Genomic DNA, 25,864 nt, shown 5'->3' on the forward strand with positions numbered 1-25,864 from the left:
GCACGCACGGTGCCGGGGCAGATAGCGTCAGAATTACTTCTTCAACTGCTCAAGATAGGTCAGCGGGATGGCGGCATACATCGCCGCGCAGGTCACCAGGTGATCCTTCCAGGTCTTCTCGTTCGGCGCGTGCGCCTCCGGCTCTTTACCCGGACCAAAGCCGATCACCGGGATACCGTGGCGGCCCATGATGGAGACGCCGTTGGTGGAGAAGGTCCACTTGTCGACCACCGGCTGCTTATGGAACAGCCCCTGGTAAGCCTGGCTCAGGGTTTTCACCGTGACATGATCCTCTTCGACCTTCCAGGTGGGGAAGTAGCATTCGGTCGGATAGACCAGCCCGGTGTAGGAGGGACGATCGTAGTTATACATGGAGACGGTGGCGTTGGCCGCCTGCACCGCCGGCAGCGCGCGGATCTCCTCCAGCGCCCCTTCCCAGGTCTCGCCCCAGGTCAGGCGGCGGTCGATGGAGACGGCACAGCTGTCGGCCACAGCGCAGCGGCTCGGTGAGGTGAAGAAGATCTCGGAGACGGTCAGGGTCCCCTTGCCGAGGAACTCATCATACCCCAGGCTCTGCGACAGCTCCTGCAGTTCGTTGAGGATCGGCCCCATCTTGAAGATGGCATTGTCGCCGCGCTCCGGCGCGGAGCCGTGACAGCTGACGCCCTGCACGTCGATACGGATCTCCATGCGTCCGCGCTGGCCGCGATAGATCTGGCAATCGGTCGGCTCGGTGCTGACCACAAACTCCGGGCGGATCTTAGATTGCTCGATGATGTACTGCCAGCACAGGCCGTCGCAGTCCTCCTCCTGAACGGTACCGGTCACCAGCAGGGTATACTGATCCTCCAGCCCCAGATCCTTGATGATCTTGCCGGCATACACCATGGAGGCCATGCCCCCTTCCTGATCCGACGCGCCGCGCCCGCCGATCAGATCGTCGGTCTCCATCCCCTCATAGGGGTCGAAGGTCCAGTTTTTGATGTTGCCGATGCCGACGGTGTCGATGTGGGCATCCATGGCGATCAGGTGCGGACCGTGGCCCACATAGCCCAGCACGTTGCCCATCGGGTCGATCTCAACCCGATCGAAGCCCACCTTCTCCATCTCTTCTTTGATGCGCTGCACGACGCGCTTTTCATCACAGCTTTCACTGGGGATGGCAATCATGTCGCGCAGGAAACGGGACATGTCGTCTTTATACTGATGCGCCTTCTCCAGAATCATATCGAACGGAACTTGCTTAGCCATTATATTCTTCTCCAGTGGTGATCCCCCCGCTGGGCGGGGAGCATGAATTCAACGATGCCCCCGCGCTTATTCACACGCCGGGTATTTCCCTTCCCAAACCACTTCACGGTAGTGCTTCACGTCGGTATCCCCTTCGGTGCTGATCAACAGCACCACGGAGTCACGGTTCAGCCCCAGCGTCTTCATCAGCTCTTCGCGGCGCGGATGGTGATGGACGGCGGCCAGAACCCCCAGGCCGACGGCGCCCGACTCGCCGGAGATGATGCGAGCATCCTGACCCAGCGGGTTGCCCAGCACGCGCATCCCCAGCGCCGCCACCTTGTCCTGACAGGAGATAAACTGGGTGGCGCAGTTGCGCAGCAGCGGCCAGCCCAGCGGGTTAGGCTCGCCGCAGGCCAGACCGGCCATGATGGTGGCCATATCGCCGCCGACGTTGACGATCTCGCCCTTCACGCCGGAGCGGAACACGCAGTCCGCCAGATCCGGCTCGACGATCACCGAGTGCAGGTTCTGTGCACCGTAGACGTCGACCAGATAGCCCAGCACCCCGCCGGCCATGGCGCCCACGCCGGCCTGCAGGAAGACGTGGGTCGGACGGGCAATGCCCATCTGCGTCATCTGCTCCACCGCCTCATCCGCTAGCGTGGCATACCCCTGCATGATCCAGGTCGGGATCTTGGTGTAGCCCTCCCAGGCAGTATCCTGTACCACCTCCCAGCCGCGCTCCTGCGCCGTCTTCATGGTCAGACGCACGGTGTCGTCATAGTTCATGTCCGTGACGATGCACTCGGCGCCCAGGTTCCGGATATGCTCCACGCGTTCGCGCGCCGATCCCTTGGGCATGTACACCACGGCATGCTGTCCCAGCTGCTGCGCTGCCCAGGCCACGCCGCGACCGTGGTTGCCGTCGGTGGTGGTGGCAAAGGTCATTCGCTCGGTCAGGGTGGATTTGAGCTTCTCGAAGGAGAAGTCATTGATATCCATGTGATACTTTTCGCACAGCAGGCGTGCAATGGCGTAGGCACCGCCCAGCATCTTGAAGGCATTCAGGCCAAAGCGCTGCGACTCATCCTTCACCAGGATCTTGCCGATGCCAAACAGGTGCGACAGTTCGTCCAGGGCATACAGCGGCGTTGGACGGTAGCCGGTGATTTTTTTATGAAAGGCCCGCGCTTTCTGCGCTTCGGCGCGGGAGAACAGTGGCGACGTTTCACCATTGAAGAAACGGTTTTGCGCAACATCCACCTTCAGCGAGAAAACAGACATAACCCAACCTCATCCATCGAATAAGAAATCCGCGCTGGCGGAGAGGCCGGCCCACTCGGCCGGCCGACGGTGTTACTTAATACGCTTCTGGGCTTCCTTGAGCAGCTGCTCCAGCACCAGGCCCGGTTTCGGGAATTTACGGGCGACGATCATCGCGGCGATGATGTACGGCTTCCAGCTGGCCTCTTTATAGGTAGCGATGCGGTATTTCTCGAATACCCCTTCCGTCACCTCACCCTCCTTACAGGAGACGCCGGAGATATCGGCCGGCAGGCAGTGCATATACAGCGCTTCGCCGCCGCGGGTCAGCTTCATCATCTCTTCGGTGCAGTGCCAATCTTTATGATTGGCGTTCTGGGCCAGGCACTGTTTCTCCAGGGCCTTCAGGCCATCGTGATCATTGGCGCGCAGCAGCTCGGTGCGCTGCTCCATCACCTTGTAAGGCGCCCAGGACTTGGGATAGACGATATCCGCATCCTTGAAGGCCTCTTCCATGGAGCTCACCTGACGGAAGCTGCCGCCGGACGCCTTGGCGTTGTTGTGGGCGACCTCCACCACGTCGGGGATCAGGTCATAGCCTTCCGGATGGGCCAGCGTGACGTCCATCCCAAAGCGGGTCATCAAGCCGATGATGCCCTGCGGCACGGACAGCGGCTTGCCATAGCTCGGTGAATAGGCCCAGGTCATGGCGATCTTCTTGCCTTTCAGGTTTTCCAGGCTGCCGAAGTGCTCGCGCAGCCAGGCCAGATCGGCCATGGACTGGGTCGGGTGGTCGATATCGCACTGCAGGTTGACCAGCGCCGGACGCTGCGGCAGAACGCCCTGCTCGTAGCCTTCATCCAGCGCCGCGCCGACCTCACGCATATAGGCGTTACCGGCGCCCAGGAACATATCGTCACGGATGCCGATGGCATCGGCGCAGAAGGAGATCATGTTGGCGGTTTCACGCACGGTCTCACCGTGGGCGATTTGGGATTTGCCTTCATCCAGATCCTGCTGGGCCAAACCCAGCAGGTTCAGGGCAGACGCATAGGAGAAACGGGTACGGGTCGAGTTATCGCGGAACACGGAGATACCCAGCCCGCTGTTAAAGATTTTGGTCGCGATATTTTCAGCGCGCATGGTCTTCAGCGCCTCAGCGACATCCAGCACCAGCTTCAGCTCCTCCGGACTCTGCTCCCAGGTCAACAGAAAGTCCTTGTCATGAAGGTTAGACTTGAGCGCGTTGATATCCTTGATAATTTCATTAACAGTTTTCATCGTATGGCCCTAATGAGTAAGTGACTGGCTACCTGACAACCTGCTACGCCGCCCAGGTGGTGAGAGTCCGACCTGCAAACAGCCGATAACAGCGACTGGCAATACTTAAACAATAACTGTGCCAAATTTGTTTTCTGCAGAAGGGCCAACGGAGATCCCATAACATTGTGCGAGAGCCATCACAAAATAGCGCTTACCAGCAGCGGGAAACGACGGTTTTTATCTATTGAATGCATATTATCAGCAGAGTAAATATACAGATGACCGACCACGCGTGGAATATTTCCGCGCTATTCCCCCTCCACCCTCAACCCATATTGATAACGTTAAGGGCGTATCTCTCATTTTGATAATAAAGTGTGATGGCTCTTACATATTTGTCGTATCGCGAGCGAAAAGAAACGCTTCCTTATCAAACTTCAATATTGCTGAGTTAGTATCATGCGATAAAAGAACACGCTTATGGCCTAATGGAATAGGTTCTAACATCAGCCAACATACCCGTAATGCAGGGTAACTGGTTAAGTGCTAAAGAAAGGTTCAATTATGACACCCGCAAACACTCAATCCGTTTTAATGCAGATCCAGCCTACTATCCTGCGCTTTACCAAAATGCTTTCCAGCGTACTGCAGCTGGAGGTCGAGATCGTCGATGCCACCATGACGCGCGTCGCCGGCACCGGCCCCTACGGTAAATTCTTTGGCCGCAAGCTCAACAGCAACTCGCGCCTGCTGCGCTATGTGCTAGATACCAAGCAGGAAAAAGTGGTGATCCGCTCCCGCTTCGATCCGGTCTGCGAGGGATGCAACAGTAAGGACAACTGTAAGGAAAAGGCTTTTCTCGGAACGCCGATCCTGTTCCAGGGGAACTGCATCGGCGTTATCAGCCTGGTGGCCTTTACCCAGGAGCAGCAGGAGCGAATAAAGGATAATTTGCATGAGTTTTCCGATTATGTCCGGCATATATCCAACATATTTGTTTCTAAACTCTTGGAAAGCCAGGGAGGGAACGATGGCGTCAGCAAAATATTACTCAGTCTGATCGAGAATATGGATCAAGGCGTATTGGTATTGGATGAAAATAACCAGGCGCAGTTTGCCAATGCCACGGCATTAAAACAGCTGAACGCCATTAATGAGCAAGTTATTGGTAAGACATTTAATATTCGCCCCCTGACCTATCAGCAGAACTACCTCAGCGGTCATCTACAGCATATTGTCGCTTTCGATCAGCACCAAGAGCTGATTATCGGCCAGCTGCATGACATTCAGGACCACCAGCTCTTTTTGATGACGTTCCATCAGTCCCATTCACCGATGAACGTCGAACTGAACCCCGACGATCCGCGCATCGAGCATTTGGTCGGAGAGTGCCGCCCGATGCGCAACCTGAAGCGGCTGATCAGCCGCATCGCGTCCAGCCCGTCGAGCGTGCTGATCGTGGGCGAGAGCGGTACCGGTAAAGAGGTGGTGGCTCGCGCCATCCACCAGCTCAGCGATCGCAATAACAAGCCGTTTATCGCCATCAACTGCGCCGCCATTCCGGATCAGCTGCTGGAGAGCGAACTGTTCGGCTACGTGAAGGGCGCCTTCACCGGCGCCTCCGCCAACGGTAAAATGGGGCTGATCCAGGCCGCCAACCACGGAACGCTGTTTCTGGACGAAATCGGCGACATGCCGCTGACCCTGCAGGCCAAACTGCTACGCGCCATCGAGTCGCGCGAGGTGCAGCCCATCGGCTCCAGCAGCCCCATCGCCGTCGATATCCGCATTATCTCCGCCACCAACCAGAACCTAGAGCAGTACATCGCCGACGGTAAGTTCCGCGAAGACCTCTACTATCGCCTGAATGTGATCCCGATGGCCCTGCCGCCGCTGCGCGAGCGGCAGGGCGACATTGAGCTGCTGATCCACTACTTCCTTAACCTGCACACCAAGCGCATCGGCCTGGTCTATCCCGGCATTTCGCCGGAGGTCATGATGCTGCTCAAGCGCTACCGCTGGCCGGGCAACGTGCGCGAGCTGAGTAACCTGATGGAGTACCTGATCAACGTCGTGCCCAGCGGCGAGGTGATCGACACCGCGCTGCTGCCGCCCAACCTGATCAATGGGCAGGTTACCCTGAACTATCGGGAGGATAACAGCGCCTATCAGAGTAGCGTAGCCTGCGGCGACGACCACGGCAGCACGGCGCTGGAGGAGATGGAAAAGCAGATGATCCGCGAGGCGCTAGCGCGCTACAGCAATAAGAAGCAGGCGGCGGAGGAGCTGGGTATCGGTATTGCCACCCTCTACCGCAAGATAAAGAAGTATGAGCTAACGGCCGGTTGATGCGCCGCGCGGCCCGTTTACCCGGGCCGCCCGCTGCTTAGCCGTGCACCCAGAACAGACCGGCGACAAACAGGCAAAACAACAGCGGCAGCGCCAGCACCAGCAACTCCACCATTCGCTGCAGCGGACGCAGCGTCTCCTGCGGGGTTCGCGCCAGCGCGACCGCGCCGACCAGCAGCGCCAGCAGCGAGAGCGCGCCGGCGAAGGCGGCATCGGCCAGCAGCACCGTCATCTTCCAGCCGTTGTAGGCCTGCGGCGAGATCGCCGCCTGATGCTGCCCGGTCTCCAGCCACTGCCACAGCAGCAGTACCCAGGGCATCAGCCAGGCGCCGCTGCCGACCATCCAGGAAAGCCGTCGTAATACCATATGTTCTCCCTCATCCCATGTCGCCCGTCTCTATGGAACGGTTATGCCGGGTGGTGTCCGCTCTCTGGCGGAAAAATAGTAAAAAGCCCCGCGCTGCGGGGCTTTAAAGGGGAATACCCGCGCGCTATCAGAACGGGATATCGTCGTCAAAGTCCATCGGCGGTTCGCTGCTCTGCGGCGCTGCCGGCTGAGCCGGTTGAGCCGGCGCGGAATAGCCGCCCTGCTGTGACTGCTGACGCGGTGCCGCCTGGCCGCCGCTGAACGCGGCGCCCTGCGGCTGCTGCGGCTGACCCCAGCCGCCCTGCTGCCCCTGGTTGCCCATCGGCGCACCGCCGCCCTGGCGACCGCCCAGCATCTGCATGGAGCCGCTGATATCGACCACGACTTCCGTGGTGTAGCGATCCTGGCCGCTCTGATCCTGCCACTTACGGGTACGCAGCTGACCTTCGATGTACACCTGAGAGCCTTTGCGCAGGTACTCACCAGCGATCTCCGCCAGCTTGCCGTACAGCGCAACACGGTGCCATTCGGTGCGCTCTTTCTGCTCACCGGTCTGCTTGTCACGCCAGCTGTCAGAAGTTGCCAGCGTCAAATTGGCAACGGCGCCGCCGTTCGGCATATAGCGGACCTCCGGGTCCTGACCCAGATTCCCGATAAGAATCACTTTATTTACGCCTCTGCTGGCCATGTCGACTCTCCTGATGAAGTAAATTTATTCAGTCTAAACCGTAAATTCTAACACGCCAGCGACGCTTGAGCACTCATCATCGTTTTGTGTAGGCGTTCGAGATCCGGTTTAAGGCGCACCACTTCGGTTATTGAATACTGGATATCCATTCAGTTTCGGATATGTCATAATCAATGATCCAGCGTGTGCACGGTGAGATCGGTAACTGTTAATCCGGGAAGTAGGTAATGGATAAAATAGAAATACGCGGTGCTCGCACCCATAATCTCAAGAATATCAATCTGATTATCCCCCGCGACAAACTGGTGGTCATCACCGGTCTGTCCGGATCCGGCAAATCCTCTCTGGCGTTCGATACCCTGTATGCCGAAGGGCAGCGGCGCTACGTCGAATCCCTTTCTGCCTACGCCCGCCAGTTCCTGTCGCTGATGGAAAAGCCGGACGTCGACCATATCGAGGGACTCTCTCCGGCCATCTCCATCGAGCAGAAATCCACCTCCCACAACCCGAGATCCACCGTGGGAACCATCACTGAAATTCATGACTACCTGCGCCTGCTGTTCGCCCGCGTCGGTGAGCCGCGCTGTCCGCAGCACGGCACGCCGCTGGCGGCGCAGACCGTCAGCCAGATGGTGGACAACGTTCTGGCCCAGCCGGAGGGGAAACGTCTGATGCTGCTGGCCCCGATCATCAAGGATCGCAAGGGGGAGCACAGCAAGACGCTGGAAAACCTGGCGGCGCAGGGCTACATCCGCGCCCGAATCGACGGCGAGGTGTGCGATCTCTCCGATCCGCCGAAGCTGGAGCTGCAGAAAAAACACAGCATCGACGTGGTCGTCGATCGCTTCCGAGTGAAGGCCGACATGGCCCAGCGCCTGGCGGAATCGTTTGAAACCACCCTGGAACTCTCCGGCGGCAGCGCGGTGGTCGCCGATATGGACGATCCCCAGGCGGAAGAGATGCTATTTTCCGCCAACTTCGCCTGCCCGCTGTGCGGTTACAGCATGCGGGAGCTGGAGCCACGGCTGTTCTCCTTCAATAACCCGGCGGGCGCCTGCCCCACCTGCGACGGCCTCGGGGTACAGCAATATTTCGATCCGGAGCGGGTGGTACAAAACGGCGAACTGTCGCTGGCGGGCGGCGCCATTCGCGGCTGGGATCGCCGCAACTTCTACTATTTCCAGATGCTGCGCTCGCTGGCCGACCATTATCATTTTGATATTGAGGCGCCCTTCGACTCCCTGGATGAAACGGTACGCCACGTGGTGCTGTACGGCTCCGGCAAAGACGAGATCGAATTCAAGTACATTAACGATCGCGGCGATACCACCGTACGCCGTCACCCCTTCGAGGGGGTGCTGCACAACATGGAGCGCCGCTACAAAGAGACTGAGTCCAGCGCGGTGCGCGAGGAGCTGGCCAAATTCATCAGCAACCGTCCCTGCGCCACCTGCGGCGGGACGCGTCTGCGTGAAGAGGCGCGCAACGTCTTCATTAAAGACACCACGCTGCCGCAGATAGCCGACCTCAGCATCGGCGCTGCGCTGCGCTTCTTTCACGGACTGGCGCTAGAGGGACAGCGCGCCAAAATCGCCGAGAAGGTGCTGAAAGAGATCGGCGAGCGCCTGCAGTTTTTGGTCAACGTCGGCCTGAACTACCTGAGCCTGTCCCGCTCCGCCGAGACCCTGTCCGGCGGCGAAGCGCAGCGCATTCGTCTAGCCAGCCAGATCGGCGCCGGGCTGGTCGGGGTGATGTACGTGCTCGATGAACCCTCCATCGGTCTGCATCAGCGCGATAACGAACGCCTGCTCGATACGCTGATGCATCTGCGCAACCTGGGCAACACAGTGATCGTGGTCGAACACGACGAGGACGCCATCCGCGCCGCCGACCACGTTATCGATATCGGCCCGGGCGCCGGGGTGCACGGCGGCAAGATCGTCGCCCAGGGCAACGTGGAGCAGATCATGGCGACGCCGGCCTCCCTGACCGGCCAATATCTGAGTGGACAACGTAAGATCGCCATCCCCAGCGAGCGGATCGCCGCCGATCCGACGCGGGTGCTCAAGCTGAGCGGCGCACGCGGCAATAACCTGAAAGAGGTGACCTTGACCCTGCCGGTCGGGCTGTTCACCTGCATCACCGGCGTTTCCGGCTCCGGCAAGTCCACCCTGATCAACGATACGCTGTTCCCCATCGCCCAGCGCCAGCTAAACGGCGCTACGCTGGGCGAACCGGCCCCCTACCGCAGCATCGAGGGGCTGGAGCATTTCGATAAGGTGATCGACATCGATCAGAGCCCCATCGGGCGAACCCCGCGCTCTAATCCGGCGACCTACACCGGCATCTTTACCCCGATCCGCGAGCTATTTTCCGGGGTGCCGGAGTCGCGGGCGCGCGGCTATACCCCGGGACGCTTCAGCTTTAACGTGCGCGGCGGGCGCTGTGAGGCCTGTCAGGGCGATGGGGTCATCAAGGTGGAGATGCACTTCCTGCCGGACATCTATGTGCCGTGCGACCAGTGCAAGGGCAAGCGCTACAACCGTGAAACGCTGGAGATCAAGTACAAGGGCAAAAGCATCCACGAGGTGCTGGAGATGACCATTGAGGAGGCGCGCAGCTTTTTTGACGCCGTTCCTGCGCTGGCGCGCAAGCTGCAGACCCTGATGGACGTCGGCCTGGGCTATATTCGCCTGGGGCAGTCGGCCACCACCCTCTCCGGCGGCGAGGCTCAGCGGGTCAAACTCTCACGCGAGCTCTCCAAGCGTGGCACCGGACAAACACTGTATATCCTGGATGAGCCGACCACCGGTCTGCACTTTGCCGACATTCAGCAGCTGCTGGCGGTACTGCACCAGCTACGCGATCAGGGCAACACCATCGTGGTTATCGAGCACAATCTGGACGTGATCAAAACGGCGGACTGGATCGTGGATCTGGGGCCGGAAGGCGGCAGCGGCGGCGGCGAGATCTTGGTCGCCGGCACGCCGGAGACCGTCGCCCGCTGTGAAGCCTCCCATACGGCCCGCTTCCTGCGTCCGATCCTGGACAATGCCTAAGGGAACCTGACGGCGTGGAAAAACACGCTGTCATCCGCCCCTACGCCGGATGCCACGCACCGGCGACGGGGCGCCGACGGAGGGGCTACTGCAGCGGGTGCGCGTCGCTGGCCTGGTGCAGCGCCAGCTGATAGGAACTGTCCACCAGCTGATACAGCAGCGAGTCGTTGATAGCGCCGTCCAGAAACACAGTGCTCCAGTGCGCCTTGTTCAGCCGACGGCTGGGCACGATGTCTTTATGCTGGCTGCGCAGTCGGGTGGCCTGCTCGCAGCTAGTTTTCACCGCGACCGCCGGACGCCCTTCGCCGTTTTCAACCATGGCGAACAAAATACCGCCGACGCGCGCCTGGTGCGTCCGCCAGCGGTTTTGCTGGCTCTGCTGCGCGCCGGGCTTTGACAGGCAGTATTGCATAAAAGCCGAATCATTCATCAATCCTATCCCCTTGTATGGTTGCTACAATACGGCGCGCGCCGCCCTGTATGCGGTGTTCGCCAAGCCAAATACCCTGCCAGGTTCCAAGCTGTAACGCGCCCTGGCGCACCGGCACCGTCAGCGAGACGCCCAGCAGAGACGACGCAATATGGGCGGGCATATCGTCCGCGCCTTCATCGTCGTGCGCATAGGGAGCGCCATCCGGCACCGTGCGCGAAAAATAACCTTCCATGTCATAGCGCACTGTGGGATCACAGTTTTCATTGAGGGTAAGCGACGCAGAGGTGTGCTGTAACAGCAGGTGCAACAGCCCGACCCGCACCTGACGCAGCGCGGGCAGGCCGGCAATAATCTCGGCAGTAATCAGGTGGAAACCACGCGCTCTCGCCCGCAGAACCAGGGTATGCTGATACCACATCTTGCGACGTCCTCAATAAGTATATTCTTTGTACAGTCGGCGGCAAGAAAACGCAGCGGAAAGTTCTGTAAAGATAGCCAGACGCCGCGTCAGTAACGCGTAGACACGGGGAGATACGCGTGCCTAAACGCAGAATCTACGCAGCGCCGGCCATTATTCCTGCGGCGCCATCACGCGAACCAGCGCGGTGGCCACGCGATCGAGGTTACTCTCGTTGAGTCCCGCCATGCACATACGCCCGCTGCCGACCAGGTAAACGCCGTCGCGCCGGCGCAGATCGCCGACCTGCTGCGCACTGAGTCCGGTATAGCTGAACATGCCCCGCTGCTGACACAGGTAGTCAAAGCGACGCGACGGCAGCGCCAGGTTGAGGCGCGACGCCAGCTGCCCGCGCATGGCGATGATGCGCAGGCGCATCGCCTCTACCTCTTCGCGCCACTGGCGCTGTAAATCGGCGTCATTCAGCACCGTAGCCACAAGGGCGGCGCCGTGCAACGGCGGGCTGGAGTAGTTGCGCCGCACCGTCGCCTTCAGCTGTCCCAGCACCCGCCCGGCCTCGACCTCATCGCTGCACATGACCGACAGACCGCCGACGCGCTCACCGTACAGCGAGAAAATTTTAGAGAACGAGTTGCTGACCAGGCAGGGCAGCCCTGCGGCGGCCATCGTCCGGATAGCATAGGCATCCTGCTCCATGCCGCCGCCGAACCCCTGATAGGCAATATCCAGAAACGGGATCAGCGCCCGACGTCGCAGCAGCGACACCAGACTATCCCACTGCGCCGGCGTCAGATCCGAACCGGTGGGGTTATGGCAGCAGGGGTGAAGTAGCACGATGCTGTGGGGCGGCAGCTGCGCCAACGTCTCCAGCATGGCATCGAAGCACACGCCCAGCGTCTGGGGATCAAAATAGGGATAGCGATGTACCCGGAAACCCGCGCCCTCGAAAATCGCGACATGATTCTCCCAGGTAGGATCGCTGACCCAGACCTCGGCACGGGGAAAATATCGCCGCAGAAAGTCTGCGCCCACCTTGAGTGCGCCTGACCCCCCCAGAGTCTGAATGGTCGCCACCCGCCGCGCGCGCAGCGCGGGATGATCCCCCCCCAGCAGCAGCGACTGTACCGCGCTGCGGTAGTCTGCCATCCCCTCCATCGGCAGATAGAGCGGCGCCGCCGGCGCCGCGGCGTTCAGCCGGGCCTGCGCCGTAGCGACGGAGGCCAGCATCGGCACCTCCCCCCGCGAGTCATAGTACAGGCCGATACTCAGATTCACTTTTTGCGCGCGGGCGTCCCGCTTATAGCTCTCCATCAGGGAGAGGATCGGATCGCCGGCATAGTCATCTACATGTTCAAACACGGGGGGCTCCTTGTTGGCACGGTCCTACGGTAAGGGAGCCATCACCGACGGTCAGCCCGGCACTGGCCGGGGCAGAACGTCGGCGCGCTCCTCGTCATAACATACCCTTAACCGAAGGGAAAACACCAGCGGGGTCACGCTCTCGCGGCGCCGCCTCTGCGCGGAGCTCCATCGCTGAGATGAATATGCTAAGGTGAAAATCTGACGGCCTATTCCCTACCCATCCGCAACGGAGATGCCCCATGTCCACCCCTCCCTTTATTACGCTGAATGACGGTAACCGCATTCCCCAGCTGGGGCTCGGCGTCTGGCAGGTCAGCGATACGCTGGCCCGTGACGTGGTCAGCGAGGCGCTGCGCGTCGGCTATCGCGCCATCGATACCGCCGCGATCTATGGCAATGAGAGCGGCGTCGGCCAGGCGCTGCAGCACAGCGGCCTGGCACGAGAGTCGCTGTTTATCACCACCAAGCTGTGGAACGCGGATCACATGGCGGTCGATCAGGCCTTTCACGCCAGCCTGCACAAGCTGCGCCTTGAGTATGTTGATCTGTACCTGATCCACTGGCCAATGGCGCTGCAGGATACCTTTGTTCACGCCTGGCGTCGGCTGATCGACCTGCGACGCCAAGGAGTGGTGAAAAGCATCGGGGTCTGCAACTTCAATATTGACCATCTCCAGCGCCTGCTGGATGAAACCGGCGTGGTGCCGACCATCAACCAAATTGAGCTACACCCACTGATGCAGCAGCGGGAGCTACAGTCATGGAATCATCACCACGGTATTGCCACGGAGGCCTGGAGCCCGCTGGCGCAGGGAGGAGAGGGCGTATTTGACGCGGAGCCGATCCGCCGTTTGGCGGCCAAATATGGCAAGACGCCGGCGCAGATCGTGATCCGCTGGCATCTGGACTGCGGGAGGATAGTGATCCCCAAAACGGTCTCGGCGATACGCCTGAGGGAAAATATCAACGTATTTGACTTTACGCTGGAGGCGAGCGAACGGGCGCAGATCGCCCGCCTGGAGTGCGGCAAGCGATTAGGCTCCGATCCCGCCACCTATATGCGCCTGTAGCCGGTGAGCGCAGCCCTGATGCTAAAGCATCAAGGCTGTCGGCAAGGGCGTTAGCGCGGCTTTTTAGCCTGTCCGGCGGGACGCGCCGGTCGGGCGTTACGCCCTTCGGGGCGAGCAGGACGGCCATTATTTCCCTTTCCGCCCGGACGGGCGGCAGGCTGTGCGGCGCCCTTCGCGGCCCCGCGCGTTGCTGGTCGTCCGCTACCCTGAGGATGTGCGCCGGTATGCTTGGTCATGGCTGGCGTCATATTGCGCTGGTAGCCGCGGCGCGCGGCGCGCTGCTCCTCCAGCGTCGGCGCAGGTACCAGACACTCGCGACGATTGCCGATCAGGTGCTGTAGCCCCATCTCCTCCAGCGCGGTGCGGATCATCGGCCAGTTGGCCGGATCGTGATAGCGCAGCAGCGCCTTATGCAGCCTGCGCTGACGCTCGCCCTTCGGCACCACCACATCTTCGCTCTTATAGTCCACCTTAGTCAGCGGGTTCTTGCCGGTGTAATACATGGTGGTCGAGTTGGCCAGCGGTGATGGATAGAAATTCTGCACCTGATCGAGGCGGAAGCGGTGCTGTTTTAGCCACAGCGCCAGATTGACCATATCCTCATCCCGGGTCCCCGGGTGCGCGGAGATAAAGTAGGGGATGAGGTACTGCTCTTTCCCGGCCTGCTTCGAATAGGCGTCAAACAGCTCCTTAAAACGGTAGTAGCTGCCCATCCCCGGCTTCATCATCTTGGACAGCGGCCCCTCTTCCGTATGCTCCGGCGCGATCTTCAGATAGCCGCCGACGTGATGCGTGGCCAGCTCTTTGATATAGCGCGGATCCTGTACCGCCAGATCGTAACGTACCCCGGAGGCGATCAGGATCTTTTTCACCCCCTGCAGATCGCGGGCACGCCGGTAGAGCTTAATGGTCGGCTCATGGTTGGTGTCCATATGACGACAGATATCCGGATAGACGCAGGAGGCGCGGCGGCAGGTCTGCTCCGCGCGCGGCGACTGGCAGCGCAGCATATACATGTTGGCGGTCGGACCGCCCAGATCGGAGATGATGCCGGTAAATCCGGGAACCTTATCGCGGATCTCCTCGATCTCGCGAATGATGGAGTCCTCAGAGCGACTCTGAATGATGCGGCCCTCGTGCTCAGTGATAGAGCAGAAGGCACAGCCGCCATAGCAGCCGCGCATGATGTTGACGGAGAAGCGGATCATGTCATAGGCCGGTAGGCGGGCCTTGCCGTAAGCGGGATGCGGTACGCGCTGGAACGGCAGGGCATAGACGCTGTCCATCTCCTCGGTGCTCAGCGGGATCGCAGGCGGGTTGACCCACACGTAGCGATCGCCGTGCTTCTGCATCAGGGCGCGTGCGCAGCCGGGGTTGGTTTCATGATGCAAAATACGCGAGGCGTGGGCATACATCACCTTATCGCCCTTCACCTTCTCAAACGACGGCAGCAGCACATAGGTCTTCTCCCACGGCTTTGGCTTAGGGGCGCGTACGCTGATCGGCGTCGCCTCATCCGCGGCCTTGGGCGAGCAGGCCAAATCATCGCCGTAGGGGTTCGGAATGGGATCAATGCGCCCCGGCATATCGATACGGGTCGAGTCCACTCCGCTCCAGCCCGGCAGGGCCTCTTTACGCATGACGGCGGTATTGCGCACGTCGCAGATAGAGGCGATGGGCTCACCCGCAGCTAAACGATGCGCAACCTCAACCAGCGGGCGTTCGCCGTTGCCATACATCAGCATATCCGCCTTGGCATCCACCAACACAGAGCGGCGTACCGTATCCGACCAATAGTCATAGTGCGCCACGCGGCGCAGGCTGGCCTCGATGCCCCCAAGGATAACCGGGACATCGCTGAAAGCCTCTTTGCAGCGCTGGCTGTATACCAGCGTGGCGCGATCCGGGCGCTTGCCGCCTTCGTTGTTCGGCGTGTAGGCATCATCGTGGCGCAGCTTACGATCGGCCGTATAGCGGTTAATCATCGAATCCATGTTCCCGGCGGTGACGCCAAAGAACAGGTTCGGTTTACCCAGACGCATAAAATCGTCTTTGCTGGTCCAGTCCGGCTGGGCGATGATGCCGACCCGGAAACCCTGCGCCTCCAGCATGCGGCCAACAATCGCCATGCCAAAGCTGGGATGATCCACGTAGGCATCCCCGGTCACGATGATAATGTCACAGCTGTCCCAGCCCAGCTTATCCATCTCTGCACGCGACATCGGTAAAAAAGGCGCGGTGCCGAAACATTCGGCCCAATAAGGGGTATAGGAGAACAGATCGCGCTCCGGTTGGATCAGGCTGACACTACTCATGACGGTACTCTTGTATTGATAAGACAGGCAGGTCTGGTGAACAAATCATCAGGATCAGGGCGGCGATTATACGCATTACGGCGGAGAAATGTGAGGGTTATTTGTCATTCCCCCGTCTACTGCTAGCCCGGGGAAATGGCGAGCAGAGCTTACTCCAGAGTGGGATTCATCTGACGCAGATCGTAAGGGGTTATCTGGTAAACGCAGTAGTTCAGCCAGTTACTGAACAACAGGTGACCGTGGCTGCGCCAGGTCGCCGACGGCGCATCGTCTGGGTTGTCGCGGGGAAAATAGTTAAACGGCAGCGCCGGCGCCAGACCCGCGTGCAGATCGCGCCAATACTCCGCGCCCAGCGTATGGGCATCATACTCCGGATGGCCCGTCACAAACACCGTCCGCTTATCGGCGCTGGCAAACAGGTAGGCGCCGGCCTGCGCAGACTCGGCAAAGATCTGCAGATCGGTATGCGTGCGGATCGCCTGCGACGGAAAGTCGGCATAGCGCGAGTGCGGCGCCAAAAAGCCGTCGTCAAAGCCGCGGGTCAGCAGCGCCAATGGATCGAGCGTCTTGTGCGCATATACTCCGGAGAGCTTCTGCGTCCGCGTCATCTTCGGTAGCCCATACAGTACATTGAGCGCCGCCTGCGCGGCCCAACAGACGAACAGGGTCGACGTCACGTGCGCCCGTGCCCAGGTAATAACCCGTACGATCTGCGACCAATAGGCAACGTCGCCAAAGTCCACCTGTCCCAGCGGCGCGCCGGTTACGATAAGCCCATCAAAGTTTTCTTGCTGAATGTCCTCAAAATGGCAGTAAAAGTTATTCAGGTGCTCCGCCGGCGTATTTTTTGACTCTCGCCGATCGATGCGTAGCAGCTGAATATCAATCTGCAGTGATGAGTTCGACAGCAGGCGCAGAAACTGATTTTCAGTCTCGATTTTCTTCGGCATCAGATTCAGCAACAGCACCTTCAGCGGACGAATCTCCTGCACCGCGGCCCGGGAGTCGGTCATGACAAAGACATTTTCATTACGCAAAAAATTAACGGCGGGCAACGCGTCGGGGATCCTGATTGGCATAAACGCTCTCCTGCGGCGATCAAAGGCGATCCTTGTCCATTTGGACATCTGGATAGCCAAATTAATCAGTTTTACACCGTTTGTACAGCGCAGACGCGTTGAGAAATTTTCATCTAGGCTGAGGGGGGCGCTACGGCGCCGCCCTCAACGGGCATTACTGCAGCTGCTGCAGGATGGTATAGGCGGCCTGAACCCGTGCCGGGTTCGGGTAGTTTTTATTGGCCAGCATCACGATCCCCAGCCGCGATCCGGGAATAAAGGCAATATAGGCGCCAAATCCATTGGTTGAACCGGTCTTGTGTACCCAGGAAGCCGCCTGCGGCGGCGTAGGCGGCACGAGCGGATGAACCTGCTGGGGCTGCAGAGCCACACGATTATCGCTGCCGTCTATCAAAGTCTGCGCCTTCAGGGGCCAGCTGAGCATCTCCCAGCCGAGCCCTTGATACATCTCACCAGACTGGTAGTAGCGCGACTGCGCCCGCAGCAAGGCCTGACGCAGCGTAGCCTGCGGTACCGCGGCGGGATCCAGGTTAGCCTGCAGCCAGACGGCCATATCCTGCGCGCTGGATTTAATGCCGTAGGCCTCCTGTTCCAGCATGCCCGGGCTCACGCGCAGTGCCCTACCCTCGCGGTATCCCCAGGCATACTCACCCTCAGCAACAGGCGGTACACGGAAATAGGTATGCTTCAACCCTAGCGGCTGCAGCACCCAGCGCGTCATCGCCTGGCTAAAATCCATCCCGCTGGGCCGCACCGCCAGCATGCCAAAAAGTCCAATGCTGGCATTGGAGTAGCTGCGCATCGTTCCCGGAGCCCAGCGTGGCTGCCAGCGCTGATAAAAGTCGAGCAGCTGCGCCGTATCGGTAACGGCATCGGGCACCTGCAGCGGTAGACCGCCCGCGGTGTAGGTCGCCAGCTGCTGCAGGGTTATCGCCCGCCACTGCGGGCCGTTTAACGCCGGCCATTGGGACGCGACCGTATCCTGCAGGCGGATATCGCCACGCTGCAGCGCATAGCCTCCCAGCACGCCGGTAAAGGTCTTGCTCACGGATCCCAGCTCAAACAACGTCTGTGGCGTCACCTCCCGCCGCGTAGCCTTATCGGCGACGCCATAGCTGAAATAGTAAGGAGTTCCCTGATAGATTACGGCCACGGCCATGCCGGGGATCTGCTGCTGCTGCATCAGCGCAGGGATCGTCTGCCTCACGGCCTCGGTAACCCGCATCGCTGCCGACGGCGGCGTAGAGGCCTGGGTTACCGGGGAGAGCAGCAGCGCGGAGAGCGCCAGTGTGCAGGATAATCGCGTGTTCATCATCACCAACCCATCATCAAAGCCAACGTTGAGTGCCGTATCACGCAGATCCTACTGCAGCGAAGATGCGGCGGCAGATCTCGCCAACGGCGCGTCTGACCGAGCACGATAGCGATACGGCCATCGAATACGTATAGGAAAACGCATAGTGTACGCCGCTGCATTTAACGGTGTGAATAGTATTAGGTCAACCGATTTCCCTTAAGCCAGCGACAGTGCGCAGAGACAGGTGGGCTAACCCTACGGGGGAGCCCTGCCCACGGTAGGGCAAAAAGCCGCCGGGCGGATAAACCCAAGGCCCCCGGCTTTCAGACATCGCTTCCTAGACGTTCCGTTCTGCTCCACGGCCGGCGCCGCGGTTCGCCTCAGGAGTCACCCACTGCCCGGCAAAACCTCGATAAACAAAAAGACCCCATGCTTGCGCATGGGGTCTTTCCGTTTGTTTGATGCCTGGCAGTTCCCTACTCTCGCATGGGGAGACCCCACACTACCATCGGCGCTACGGCGTTTCACTTCTGAGTTCGGCATGGGGTCAGGTGGGACCACCGCGCTATCGCCGCCAGGCAAATTCTGTTTTACCAACCGCCATCACTGGCCATCGGTTCCAATCTTGAACAAGCTAAATTCGTCTCTCTAAAAACACCTTCGGTGTTGTAAGGTTAAGTCTCACGGATCATTAGTACTGGTTAGCTCAACGTATCGCTACGCTTACACACCCAGCCTATCAACGTCTTAGTCTTAAACGTTCCTTCAGTGGGCTCAAGGCCCAAGGGAAGACTCATCTCGAGGCAAGTTTCGCGCTTAGATGCTTTCAGCGCTTATCTTTTCCGCACGTAGCTACCGGGCAATGCAATTGGCATCACAACCCGAACACCAGCGGTGCGTCCACTCCGGTCCTCTCGTACTAGGAGCAGCCCCTCTCAATCTTCCAACGCCCACGGCAGATAGGGACCGAACTGTCTCACGACGTTCTAAACCCAGCTCGCGTACCACTTTAAATGGCGAACAGCCATACCCTTGGGACCTACTTCAGCCCCAGGATGTGATGAGCCGACATCGAGGTGCCAAACACCGCCGTCGATATGAACTCTTGGGCGGTATCAGCCTGTTATCCCCGGAGTACCTTTTATCCGTTGAGCGATGGCCCTTCCATTCAGAACCACCGGATCACTAAGACCTGCTTTCGCACCTGCTCGAGCCGTCACTCTCGCAGTCAAGCTAGCTTATGCCTTTGCACTAACCTCCTGATGTCCGACCAGGATTAGCTAACCTTCGTGCTCCTCCGTTACTCTTTGGGAGGAGACCGCCCCAGTCAAACTACCCACCAGACACTGTCCCTACCCCGGATCACGGGGCCAGGTTAGAACATCAAACATTAAAGGGTGGTATTTCAAGGTCGGCTCCATGCAGACTGGCGTCCACACTTCAAAGCCTCCCACCTATCCTACACATCAAGGTTCAATGTTCAGTGTCAAGCTATAGTAAAGGTTCACGGGGTCTTTCCGTCTTGCCGCGGGTACACTGCATCTTCACAGCGAGTTCAATTTCACTGAGTCTCGGGTGGAGACAGCCTGGCCATCATTACGCCATTCGTGCAGGTCGGAACTTACCCGACAAGGAATTTCGCTACCTTAGGACCGTTATAGTTACGGCCGCCGTTTACTGGGGCTTCGATCAAGAGCTTCGCCTTACGGCTGACCCCATCAATTAACCTTCCAGCACCGGGCAGGCGTCACACCCTATACGTCCACTTTCGTGTTTGCAGAGTGCTGTGTTTTTATTAAACAGTTGCAGCCAGCTGGTATCTTCGACTGGCTTCGGCTCCATCCGCAAGGGACTTCACCTACATGCCAGCGTGCCTTCTCCCGAAGTTACGGCACCATTTTGCCTAGTTCCTTCACCCGAGTTCTCTCAAGCGCCTTGGTATTCTCTACCTGACCACCTGTGTCGGTTTGGGGTACGATTCAGTGTTATCTGGAGCTTAGAGGCTTTTCCTGGAAGCAGGGCATTAACCACTTCAGCACCGTAGTGCCTCGTCATCACGCCTCAGTGTTAAAGATGACCGGATTTGCCAGGTCATCACACCTACACGCTTAAACCGGGACAACCGTCGCCCGGCCGGTCTAGCCTTCTCCGTCCCCCCTTCGCAATAACACCAAGTACAGGAATATTAACCTGTTTCCCATCGACTACGCCTTTCGGCCTCGCCTTAGGGGTCGACTTACCCTGCCCCGATTAACGTTGGACAGGAACCCTTGGTCTTCCGGCGAGCGGGCTTTTCACCCGCTTTATCGTTACTTATGTCAGCATTCGCACTTCTGATACCTCCAGCAGCCCTCACAGGCCACCTTCAACGGCTTACAGAACGCTCCCCTACCCAACAACGCCTAAGCGTCGCTGCCGCAGCTTCGGTGCATGGTTTAGCCCCGTTACATCTTCCGCGCAGGCCGACTCGACCAGTGAGCTATTACGCTTTCTTTAAATGATGGCTGCTTCTAAGCCAACATCCTGGCTGTCTATGCCTTCCCACATCGTTTCCCACTTAACCATGACTTTGGGACCTTAGCTGGCGGTCTGGGTTGTTTCCCTCTTCACGACGGACGTTAGCACCCGCCGTGTGTCTCCCGTGATAACATTCTTCGGTATTCGTAGTTTGCATCGGGTTGGTAAGTCGGGATGACCCCCTAGCCGAAACAGTGCTCTACCCCCGAAGATGAGTTCACGAGGCGCTACCTAAATAGCTTTCGGGGAGAACCAGCTATCTCCCGGTTTGATTGGCCTTTCACCCCCAGCCACAAGTCATCCGCTAATTTTTCAACATTAGTCGGTTCGGTCCTCCAGTTAGTGTTACCCAACCTTCAACCTGCCCATGGCTAGATCACCGGGTTTCGGGTCTATACCTTGCAACTAGACGCCCAGTTAAGACTCGGTTTCCCTACGGCTCCCCTATTCGGTTAACCTTGCTACAAAATATAAGTCGCTGACCCATTATACAAAAGGTACGCAGTCACACCCCGAAGGATGCTCCCACTGCTTGTACGTACACGGTTTCAGGTTCTATTTCACTCCCCTCGCCGGGGTTCTTTTCGCCTTTCCCTCACGGTACTGGTTCACTATCGGTCAGTCAGGAGTATTTAGCCTTGGAGGATGGTCCCCCCATATTCAGACAGGATAACACGTGTCCCGCCCTACTCATCGAACTCACAGCTGTGCACCTTCGTGTACGGGGCTATCACCCTGTATCGCGCGACTTTCCAGACGCTTCCACTAATGCACAAACTGATTCAGGTTCTGGGCTCTTCCCCGTTCGCTCGCCGCTACTAGGGGAATCTCGGTTGATTTCTTTTCCTCAGGGTACTTAGATGTTTCAGTTCCCCTGGTTCGCCTCGTTAAGCTATGTATTCACTTAACGATAGTGCAACGGATTGCACTGGGTTTCCCCATTCGGACATCGCCGGCTAATAATGCTTCATATCAGCTCACCGACGCTTATCGCAGATTAGCACGTCCTTCATCGCCTCTGACTGCCTAGGCATCCACCGTGTACGCTTAGTCACTTAACCTCACAACCCGAAGATGTTTCACTTCGTGCTGTAAGCATTTGAGAGACTCTCGAATCACTTATTAAAAGCAATTCGATTGTTTTCGAATTTTCAGCTTGTTCCAGATTGTTAAAGAGCAAAATATTTCACAACATGCTGATTTATCAGTATGTTATGACATATGGTGGAGTCTATTCAGGATCTAACCGTAGACCTACCTGCGTGCAGAATACGAACTCTCGCAACTGAGCTATATCCCCATGACTTTACTGCCGATACCTTATTTCCACCGTCAGCTTCACCCAGGAAGGGAGTTGGTAGGCCAGATTGGACTCGAACCACCGACCTCACCCTTATCAGGGGTGAGCTCTAACCAGATGAGATACAAGCTTGCCTAAGGTATTTGCTCGAACATCTATCAGACAATCTGTGTGAGCACTACACAATTTCGTATCTTCAGGTAAGGAGGTGATCCAACCGCAGGTTCCCCTACGGTTACCTTGTTACGACTTCACCCCAGTCATGAATCACAAAGTGGTAAGCGCCCTCCCGAAGGTTAAGCTACCTACTTCTTTTGCAACCCACTCCCATGGTGTGACGGGCGGTGTGTACAAGGCCCGGGAACGTATTCACCGTGGCATTCTGATCCACGATTACTAGCGATTCCGACTTCATGGAGTCGAGTTGCAGACTCCAATCCGGACTACGACGTACTTTATGAGGTCCGCTTGCTCTCGCGAGGTCGCTTCTCTTTGTATACGCCATTGTAGCACGTGTGTAGCCCTACTCGTAAGGGCCATGATGACTTGACGTCATCCCCACCTTCCTCCAGTTTATCACTGGCAGTCTCCTTTGAGTTCCCGGCCGAACCGCTGGCAACAAAGGATAAGGGTTGCGCTCGTTGCGGGACTTAACCCAACATTTCACAACACGAGCTGACGACAGCCATGCAGCACCTGTCTCAGCGTTCCCGAAGGCACTCCCGTATCTCTACAGGATTCGCTGGATGTCAAGAGTAGGTAAGGTTCTTCGCGTTGCATCGAATTAAACCACATGCTCCACCGCTTGTGCGGGCCCCCGTCAATTCATTTGAGTTTTAACCTTGCGGCCGTACTCCCCAGGCGGTCGATTTAACGCGTTAGCTTCGGAAGCCACGCCTCAAGGGCACAACCTCCAAATCGACATCGTTTACAGCGTGGACTACCAGGGTATCTAATCCTGTTTGCTCCCCACGCTTTCGCACCTGAGCGTCAGTCTTCGTCCAGGAGGCCGCCTTCGCCACCGGTATTCCTCCAGATCTCTACGCATTTCACCGCTACACCTGGAATTCTACCTCCCTCTACGAGACTCTAGCTTGCCAGTCTTGGATGCAGTTCCCAGGTTAAGCCCGGGGATTTCACATCCAACTTAACAAACCGCCTGCGTGCGCTTTACGCCCAGTAATTCCGATTAACGCTTGCACCCTCCGTATTACCGCGGCTGCTGGCACGGAGTTAGCCGGTGCTTCTTCTGTAGGTAACGTCAATTGTGAACGCTATTAACGTTCACACCTTCCTCCCTACTGAAAGTACTTTACAACCCGAAGGCCTTCTTCATACACGCGGCATGGCTGCATCAGGCTTGCGCCCATTGTGCAATATTCCCCACTGCTGCCTCCCGTAGGAGTCTGGACCGTGTCTCAGTTCCAGTGTGGCTGGTCATCCTCTCAGACCAGCTAGGGATCGTCGCCTAGGTGAGCCATTACCTCACCTACTAGCTAATCCCATCTGGGTTCATCTGATGGCATGAGGCCCGAAGGTCCCCCACTTTGGTCTTGCGACGTTATGCGGTATTAGCTACCGTTTCCAGTAGTTATCCCCCTCCATCAGGCAGATCCCCAGACATTACTCACCCGTCCGCCGCTCGTCAGCGGAGAAAGCAAGCTTTCTCCCTGCTACCGCTCGACTTGCATGTGTTAAGCCTGCCGCCAGCGTTCAATCTGAGCCATGATCAAACTCTTCAATTAAAAGCTTGATGCTCAAAGAAATTAAACTGTTTATTCGTAATGAATTAACTGCTGTCACTCTTCAAGACTTTAAATATTTTGGCATTCCGAGGAATGCTTAATACGAATCTTGCGAGTGCCCACACAGATTGTCTGATAATTTGTTAAAGAGCAGTGACTTAGCAAGTTCTCCTTACCAAGTCGAGGTGGCGTATATTACGCTTTCCTCGGTGAGAGTCAACGTTTAATTTACCGTTTCACTCTCACTCTCCCCGGCTCATCCTGTGATGTTGTTCACATGTGCCGTGTCGATGGAGGCGCATTATAGGGCCTGTTTTACCGGGCGCAACCGCTATTTTGCCCCAAATGAACCGAATGGCGCATTACACAGCAATTGAACTGCTTATACCTCATTACGCACAGAGTTATCCACATATCGGCAGACGTTATCGATTGAATTCCCCCACCGGCGCGCTAGTATCGCCAACATCCCTTCCATTTTTCAGGCGGTCACCATGTCTCTATCCGTACGTCCCTATCTCTCTTTTATGCCGATCTTAGGCGAACGCCTCTTTATAGATGCAACCGCAACCGTGATTGGACAGGTCACGCTGGGTGATGACGTCAGTATCTGGCCTCAGGTCGTGATCCGTGGCGATGTTAACTCTATTGTCATTGGCGAGCGCAGCAATATCCAAGACGGCAGCGTGATCCATGTAGGCAACCGTTCCACGTCAACCCAGGGTCACCCGACCATTGTCGGCAGCGACGTGACGGTTGGCCATAAGGTGATGCTGCACGGTTGCTGTATTGGCGATAGAGTTCTGATCGGTATGGGCGCCATCGTTCTGGATGGTGTACAGATAGAAGATGAGGTCATTCTGGGTGCGGGAAGTCTGGTTCCGCCGGGAAAACGGCTGGAGAGCGGCTTTTTATATCTGGGCAGCCCGGCTCGCCAAATCCGGCCACTGACGACGCGGGAGCGGGCAGGGCTGCGCCAGTCGGCCGACAACTACGTTAACTGGAAGAACGACTATCTCTCACAGGCGGAAATCCACACCCAGCCCTGATCGTCATACGCTTCAGCGATAATTTCTCGCTCGGCATACTCCTCCAGCTGCCAGCGCAGGGCCTGAAACATCGTCAGCGGCGCCTGAGGCACCCCCTCCGCCCCCGCGCGGGTGGCCAAGACCTGCAGATCCGCCAGCCGAATAGCACAGGTGATCTGAAAGCCGTTGACCATCGCCGGAAAGGTGATGGTCGATGACGGTGCCTGCCACTGCTCCAGTTCGGGAAAGAGGATCGACTGATTCATCCCGCCTGCTCCTGGCGTAGCTGTATCAGCACCGGCGCTATCTGCGGCATGATGCCATGCCACAGCGAGAAGGCGTGTGCCGCCTGCGCCACCAGCATGCCGAAGCCATCAGCCAAGCGTACCGCGCCCTGCTGCTGAGCCCAGGCCAGAAACGGCGTCGCCCCCGCGCGATAAAACATGTCATAACAGGCGCAATCCGGGCGAATGATCGAGCGCGGCAGCGGCGGTACCTCACCCTGCAGCCCTGAGGCGGTCGCGTTAATAATGAGATCGAAGGTGTGGGAGCCAAGCGCGTCATAGGGTAATGCCTCAATCGCCCCCTGCGTCTGAAATGCAGCGGCCAGCGCCTGTGCCCGAGCATGGGTTCGGTTGGCCAGCGCGATCCGGCACCCCTGTTCCAACAGCGGCAGGATCACGCCGCGAGCGGCCCCACCGGCGCCCAGCAGCAAAACCCGACTCGCATCACCGATCATCGCCAGCCGATGTAAATCACTGACCAGCCCAACCCCGTCCGTGTTATCCCCCAGCAGACGGGCGTTTTGCCAATGCAGCGTATTCACCGCGCCGGCCAGACGGGCCCGCGGCGTCAAGACATCCGCCATCTGCCAAGCCTGCTCTTTAAAGGGGGTCGTGACGTTAGCGCCCCGCCCGCCCTGCTGAAAAAAGGCTATGGCAAAGGCGGGGAAATCATCCAGCGGCGCCAGCATCGCCTCATAGCTGAGCGCAATGCCGGTTTGTTGAGCAAAGAGCCGATGGATACGCGGCGACTGGCTGTGCTTTATCGGGTGACCAAAAACGGCAAATTGCTGCAT

17 protein-coding genes, 1 tRNA gene and 3 rRNA genes are annotated in these 25,864 nt (G+C 58.3%); 4 read left to right on the top strand and 17 right to left on the bottom strand.

Annotated elements, in window-relative coordinates; genetic code table 11:
• Nucleotides 1-33 precede the first annotated feature (33 nt).
• The 3 genes from ETEE_RS06120 to ygeW form a co-directional block, all read right to left on the bottom strand.
• Nucleotides 34-1,251, bottom strand: a complete 1,218-nt coding sequence (locus tag ETEE_RS06120) for a YgeY family selenium metabolism-linked hydrolase (RefSeq protein ID WP_015462397.1) — start codon at nt 1,249-1,251, stop codon at nt 34-36.
• A 66-nt stretch (nt 1,252-1,317) separates the two neighbouring features.
• Nucleotides 1,318-2,517 carry a diaminopropionate ammonia-lyase gene (gene dpaL / locus ETEE_RS06125; protein WP_034165239.1) on the bottom strand — a complete coding sequence of 400 codons (1,200 nt, stop codon included), beginning with the start codon at nt 2,515-2,517 and terminating at the stop codon, nt 1,318-1,320.
• Nucleotides 2,518-2,589: 72 nt separating this feature from the next.
• The gene (gene ygeW / locus ETEE_RS06130) at nt 2,590-3,777 is read right to left on the bottom strand and encodes a knotted carbamoyltransferase YgeW (RefSeq protein WP_034165238.1); all 1,188 of its coding nucleotides are present in this window, start codon (nt 3,775-3,777) and stop codon (nt 2,590-2,592) included.
• Between the two features lie 546 nt (nt 3,778-4,323).
• On the opposite strand from ygeW, the gene ETEE_RS06135 reads away from it, so the two are divergent.
• On the top strand, nt 4,324-6,108 hold the full coding sequence (locus ETEE_RS06135) for a sigma-54 interaction domain-containing protein (protein ID WP_034165237.1): 1,785 nt from the start codon (nt 4,324-4,326) through the stop codon (nt 6,106-6,108).
• 37 nt (nt 6,109-6,145) lie between these two features.
• Here ETEE_RS06135 and ETEE_RS06140 read toward each other — a convergent pair whose 3' ends face one another.
• Complete coding sequence (locus ETEE_RS06140; protein WP_034165236.1) at nt 6,146-6,475, bottom strand: hypothetical protein; 330 nt, start codon at nt 6,473-6,475, stop codon at nt 6,146-6,148.
• Between the two features lie 127 nt (nt 6,476-6,602).
• Nucleotides 6,603-7,163, bottom strand: coding sequence for a single-stranded DNA-binding protein (locus ETEE_RS06145; protein ID WP_034165235.1), 561 nt, complete (start codon nt 7,161-7,163; stop codon nt 6,603-6,605).
• Between the two features lie 227 nt (nt 7,164-7,390).
• Between ETEE_RS06145 and uvrA the strand changes: the two genes are divergently transcribed.
• Nucleotides 7,391-10,222, top strand: a complete 2,832-nt coding sequence (gene uvrA, locus ETEE_RS06150; RefSeq protein WP_034165234.1) for an excinuclease ABC subunit UvrA — start codon at nt 7,391-7,393, stop codon at nt 10,220-10,222.
• Nucleotides 10,223-10,307: 85 nt separating this feature from the next.
• Here uvrA and ETEE_RS06155 read toward each other — a convergent pair whose 3' ends face one another.
• From ETEE_RS06155 to ETEE_RS06165, 3 genes are all read right to left on the bottom strand, one after another.
• A complete protein-coding gene (locus tag ETEE_RS06155) occupies nt 10,308-10,652 on the bottom strand; it encodes an MmcQ/YjbR family DNA-binding protein (protein WP_034165233.1) in 345 nt (114 codons plus the stop codon).
• Nucleotides 10,645-11,073: a secondary thiamine-phosphate synthase enzyme YjbQ gene (locus ETEE_RS06160; RefSeq protein ID WP_034165232.1), complete on the bottom strand. Its 429-nt coding sequence runs from the start codon at nt 11,071-11,073 to the stop codon at nt 10,645-10,647. The genes ETEE_RS06155 and ETEE_RS06160 overlap by 8 nt, the downstream gene beginning before the upstream one ends.
• A gap of 153 nt (nt 11,074-11,226) precedes the next feature.
• Entirely contained in the window at nt 11,227-12,432 is a 1,206-nt protein-coding gene (locus tag ETEE_RS06165; RefSeq protein ID WP_034165231.1) for an amino acid aminotransferase, read from the bottom strand.
• Between the two features lie 242 nt (nt 12,433-12,674).
• Here ETEE_RS06165 and dkgA point away from each other — a divergent pair, with 242 nt between their 5' ends.
• On the top strand, nt 12,675-13,505 hold the full coding sequence (gene dkgA, locus ETEE_RS06170; RefSeq protein ID WP_034165230.1) for a 2,5-didehydrogluconate reductase DkgA: 831 nt from the start codon (nt 12,675-12,677) through the stop codon (nt 13,503-13,505).
• Between the two features lie 50 nt (nt 13,506-13,555).
• Here dkgA and ETEE_RS06175 read toward each other — a convergent pair whose 3' ends face one another.
• The 7 genes from ETEE_RS06175 to ETEE_RS06205 form a co-directional block, all read right to left on the bottom strand.
• Complete coding sequence (locus tag ETEE_RS06175) at nt 13,556-15,820, bottom strand: YgiQ family radical SAM protein (protein WP_034165229.1); 2,265 nt, start codon at nt 15,818-15,820, stop codon at nt 13,556-13,558.
• A 149-nt stretch (nt 15,821-15,969) separates the two neighbouring features.
• On the bottom strand, nt 15,970-16,899 hold the full coding sequence (metA, locus tag ETEE_RS06180) for a homoserine O-acetyltransferase MetA (protein ID WP_034165228.1): 930 nt from the start codon (nt 16,897-16,899) through the stop codon (nt 15,970-15,972).
• A gap of 154 nt (nt 16,900-17,053) precedes the next feature.
• On the bottom strand, nt 17,054-18,214 hold the full coding sequence (gene ampC, locus ETEE_RS06185; protein WP_071881895.1) for a class C beta-lactamase: 1,161 nt from the start codon (nt 18,212-18,214) through the stop codon (nt 17,054-17,056).
• A 445-nt stretch (nt 18,215-18,659) separates the two neighbouring features.
• Nucleotides 18,660-18,775, bottom strand: a 5S ribosomal RNA gene (rrf, locus tag ETEE_RS06190).
• 91 nt (nt 18,776-18,866) lie between these two features.
• A 23S ribosomal RNA gene (locus ETEE_RS06195) occupies nt 18,867-21,774 on the bottom strand.
• 294 nt (nt 21,775-22,068) lie between these two features.
• Nucleotides 22,069-22,145: transfer RNA gene (locus ETEE_RS06200), tRNA-Ile, on the bottom strand.
• A gap of 69 nt (nt 22,146-22,214) precedes the next feature.
• Nucleotides 22,215-23,758, bottom strand: a 16S ribosomal RNA gene (locus tag ETEE_RS06205).
• Together the 16S, 23S and 5S rRNA genes with 1 tRNA gene alongside form the textbook arrangement of a ribosomal RNA operon.
• Nucleotides 23,759-24,252: 494 nt before the next feature.
• Between ETEE_RS06205 and ETEE_RS06210 the strand changes: the two genes are divergently transcribed.
• The gene (locus ETEE_RS06210; protein ID WP_034165744.1) at nt 24,253-24,807 is read left to right on the top strand and encodes a gamma carbonic anhydrase family protein; all 555 of its coding nucleotides are present in this window, start codon (nt 24,253-24,255) and stop codon (nt 24,805-24,807) included.
• Here the strand turns inward: ETEE_RS06210 and ETEE_RS06215 are convergent.
• Both ETEE_RS06215 and aroE read right to left on the bottom strand, forming a co-directional pair.
• On the bottom strand, nt 24,771-25,052 hold the full coding sequence (locus ETEE_RS06215; RefSeq protein WP_034165745.1) for a DUF1488 family protein: 282 nt from the start codon (nt 25,050-25,052) through the stop codon (nt 24,771-24,773). The two genes, ETEE_RS06210 and ETEE_RS06215, sit on opposite strands and share 37 nt — an antisense overlap.
• Nucleotides 25,049-25,864 (bottom strand): shikimate dehydrogenase, encoded by an 816-nt coding sequence (gene aroE / locus ETEE_RS06220; protein ID WP_034165746.1) that lies wholly within the window; start codon nt 25,862-25,864, stop codon nt 25,049-25,051. The genes ETEE_RS06215 and aroE overlap by 4 nt, the downstream gene beginning before the upstream one ends.

Origin of the sequence: Edwardsiella anguillarum ET080813 (genome assembly GCF_000264765.2) — a bacterium.
Taxonomy (GTDB): Bacteria; Pseudomonadota; Gammaproteobacteria; order Enterobacterales; family Enterobacteriaceae; genus Edwardsiella; species Edwardsiella anguillarum.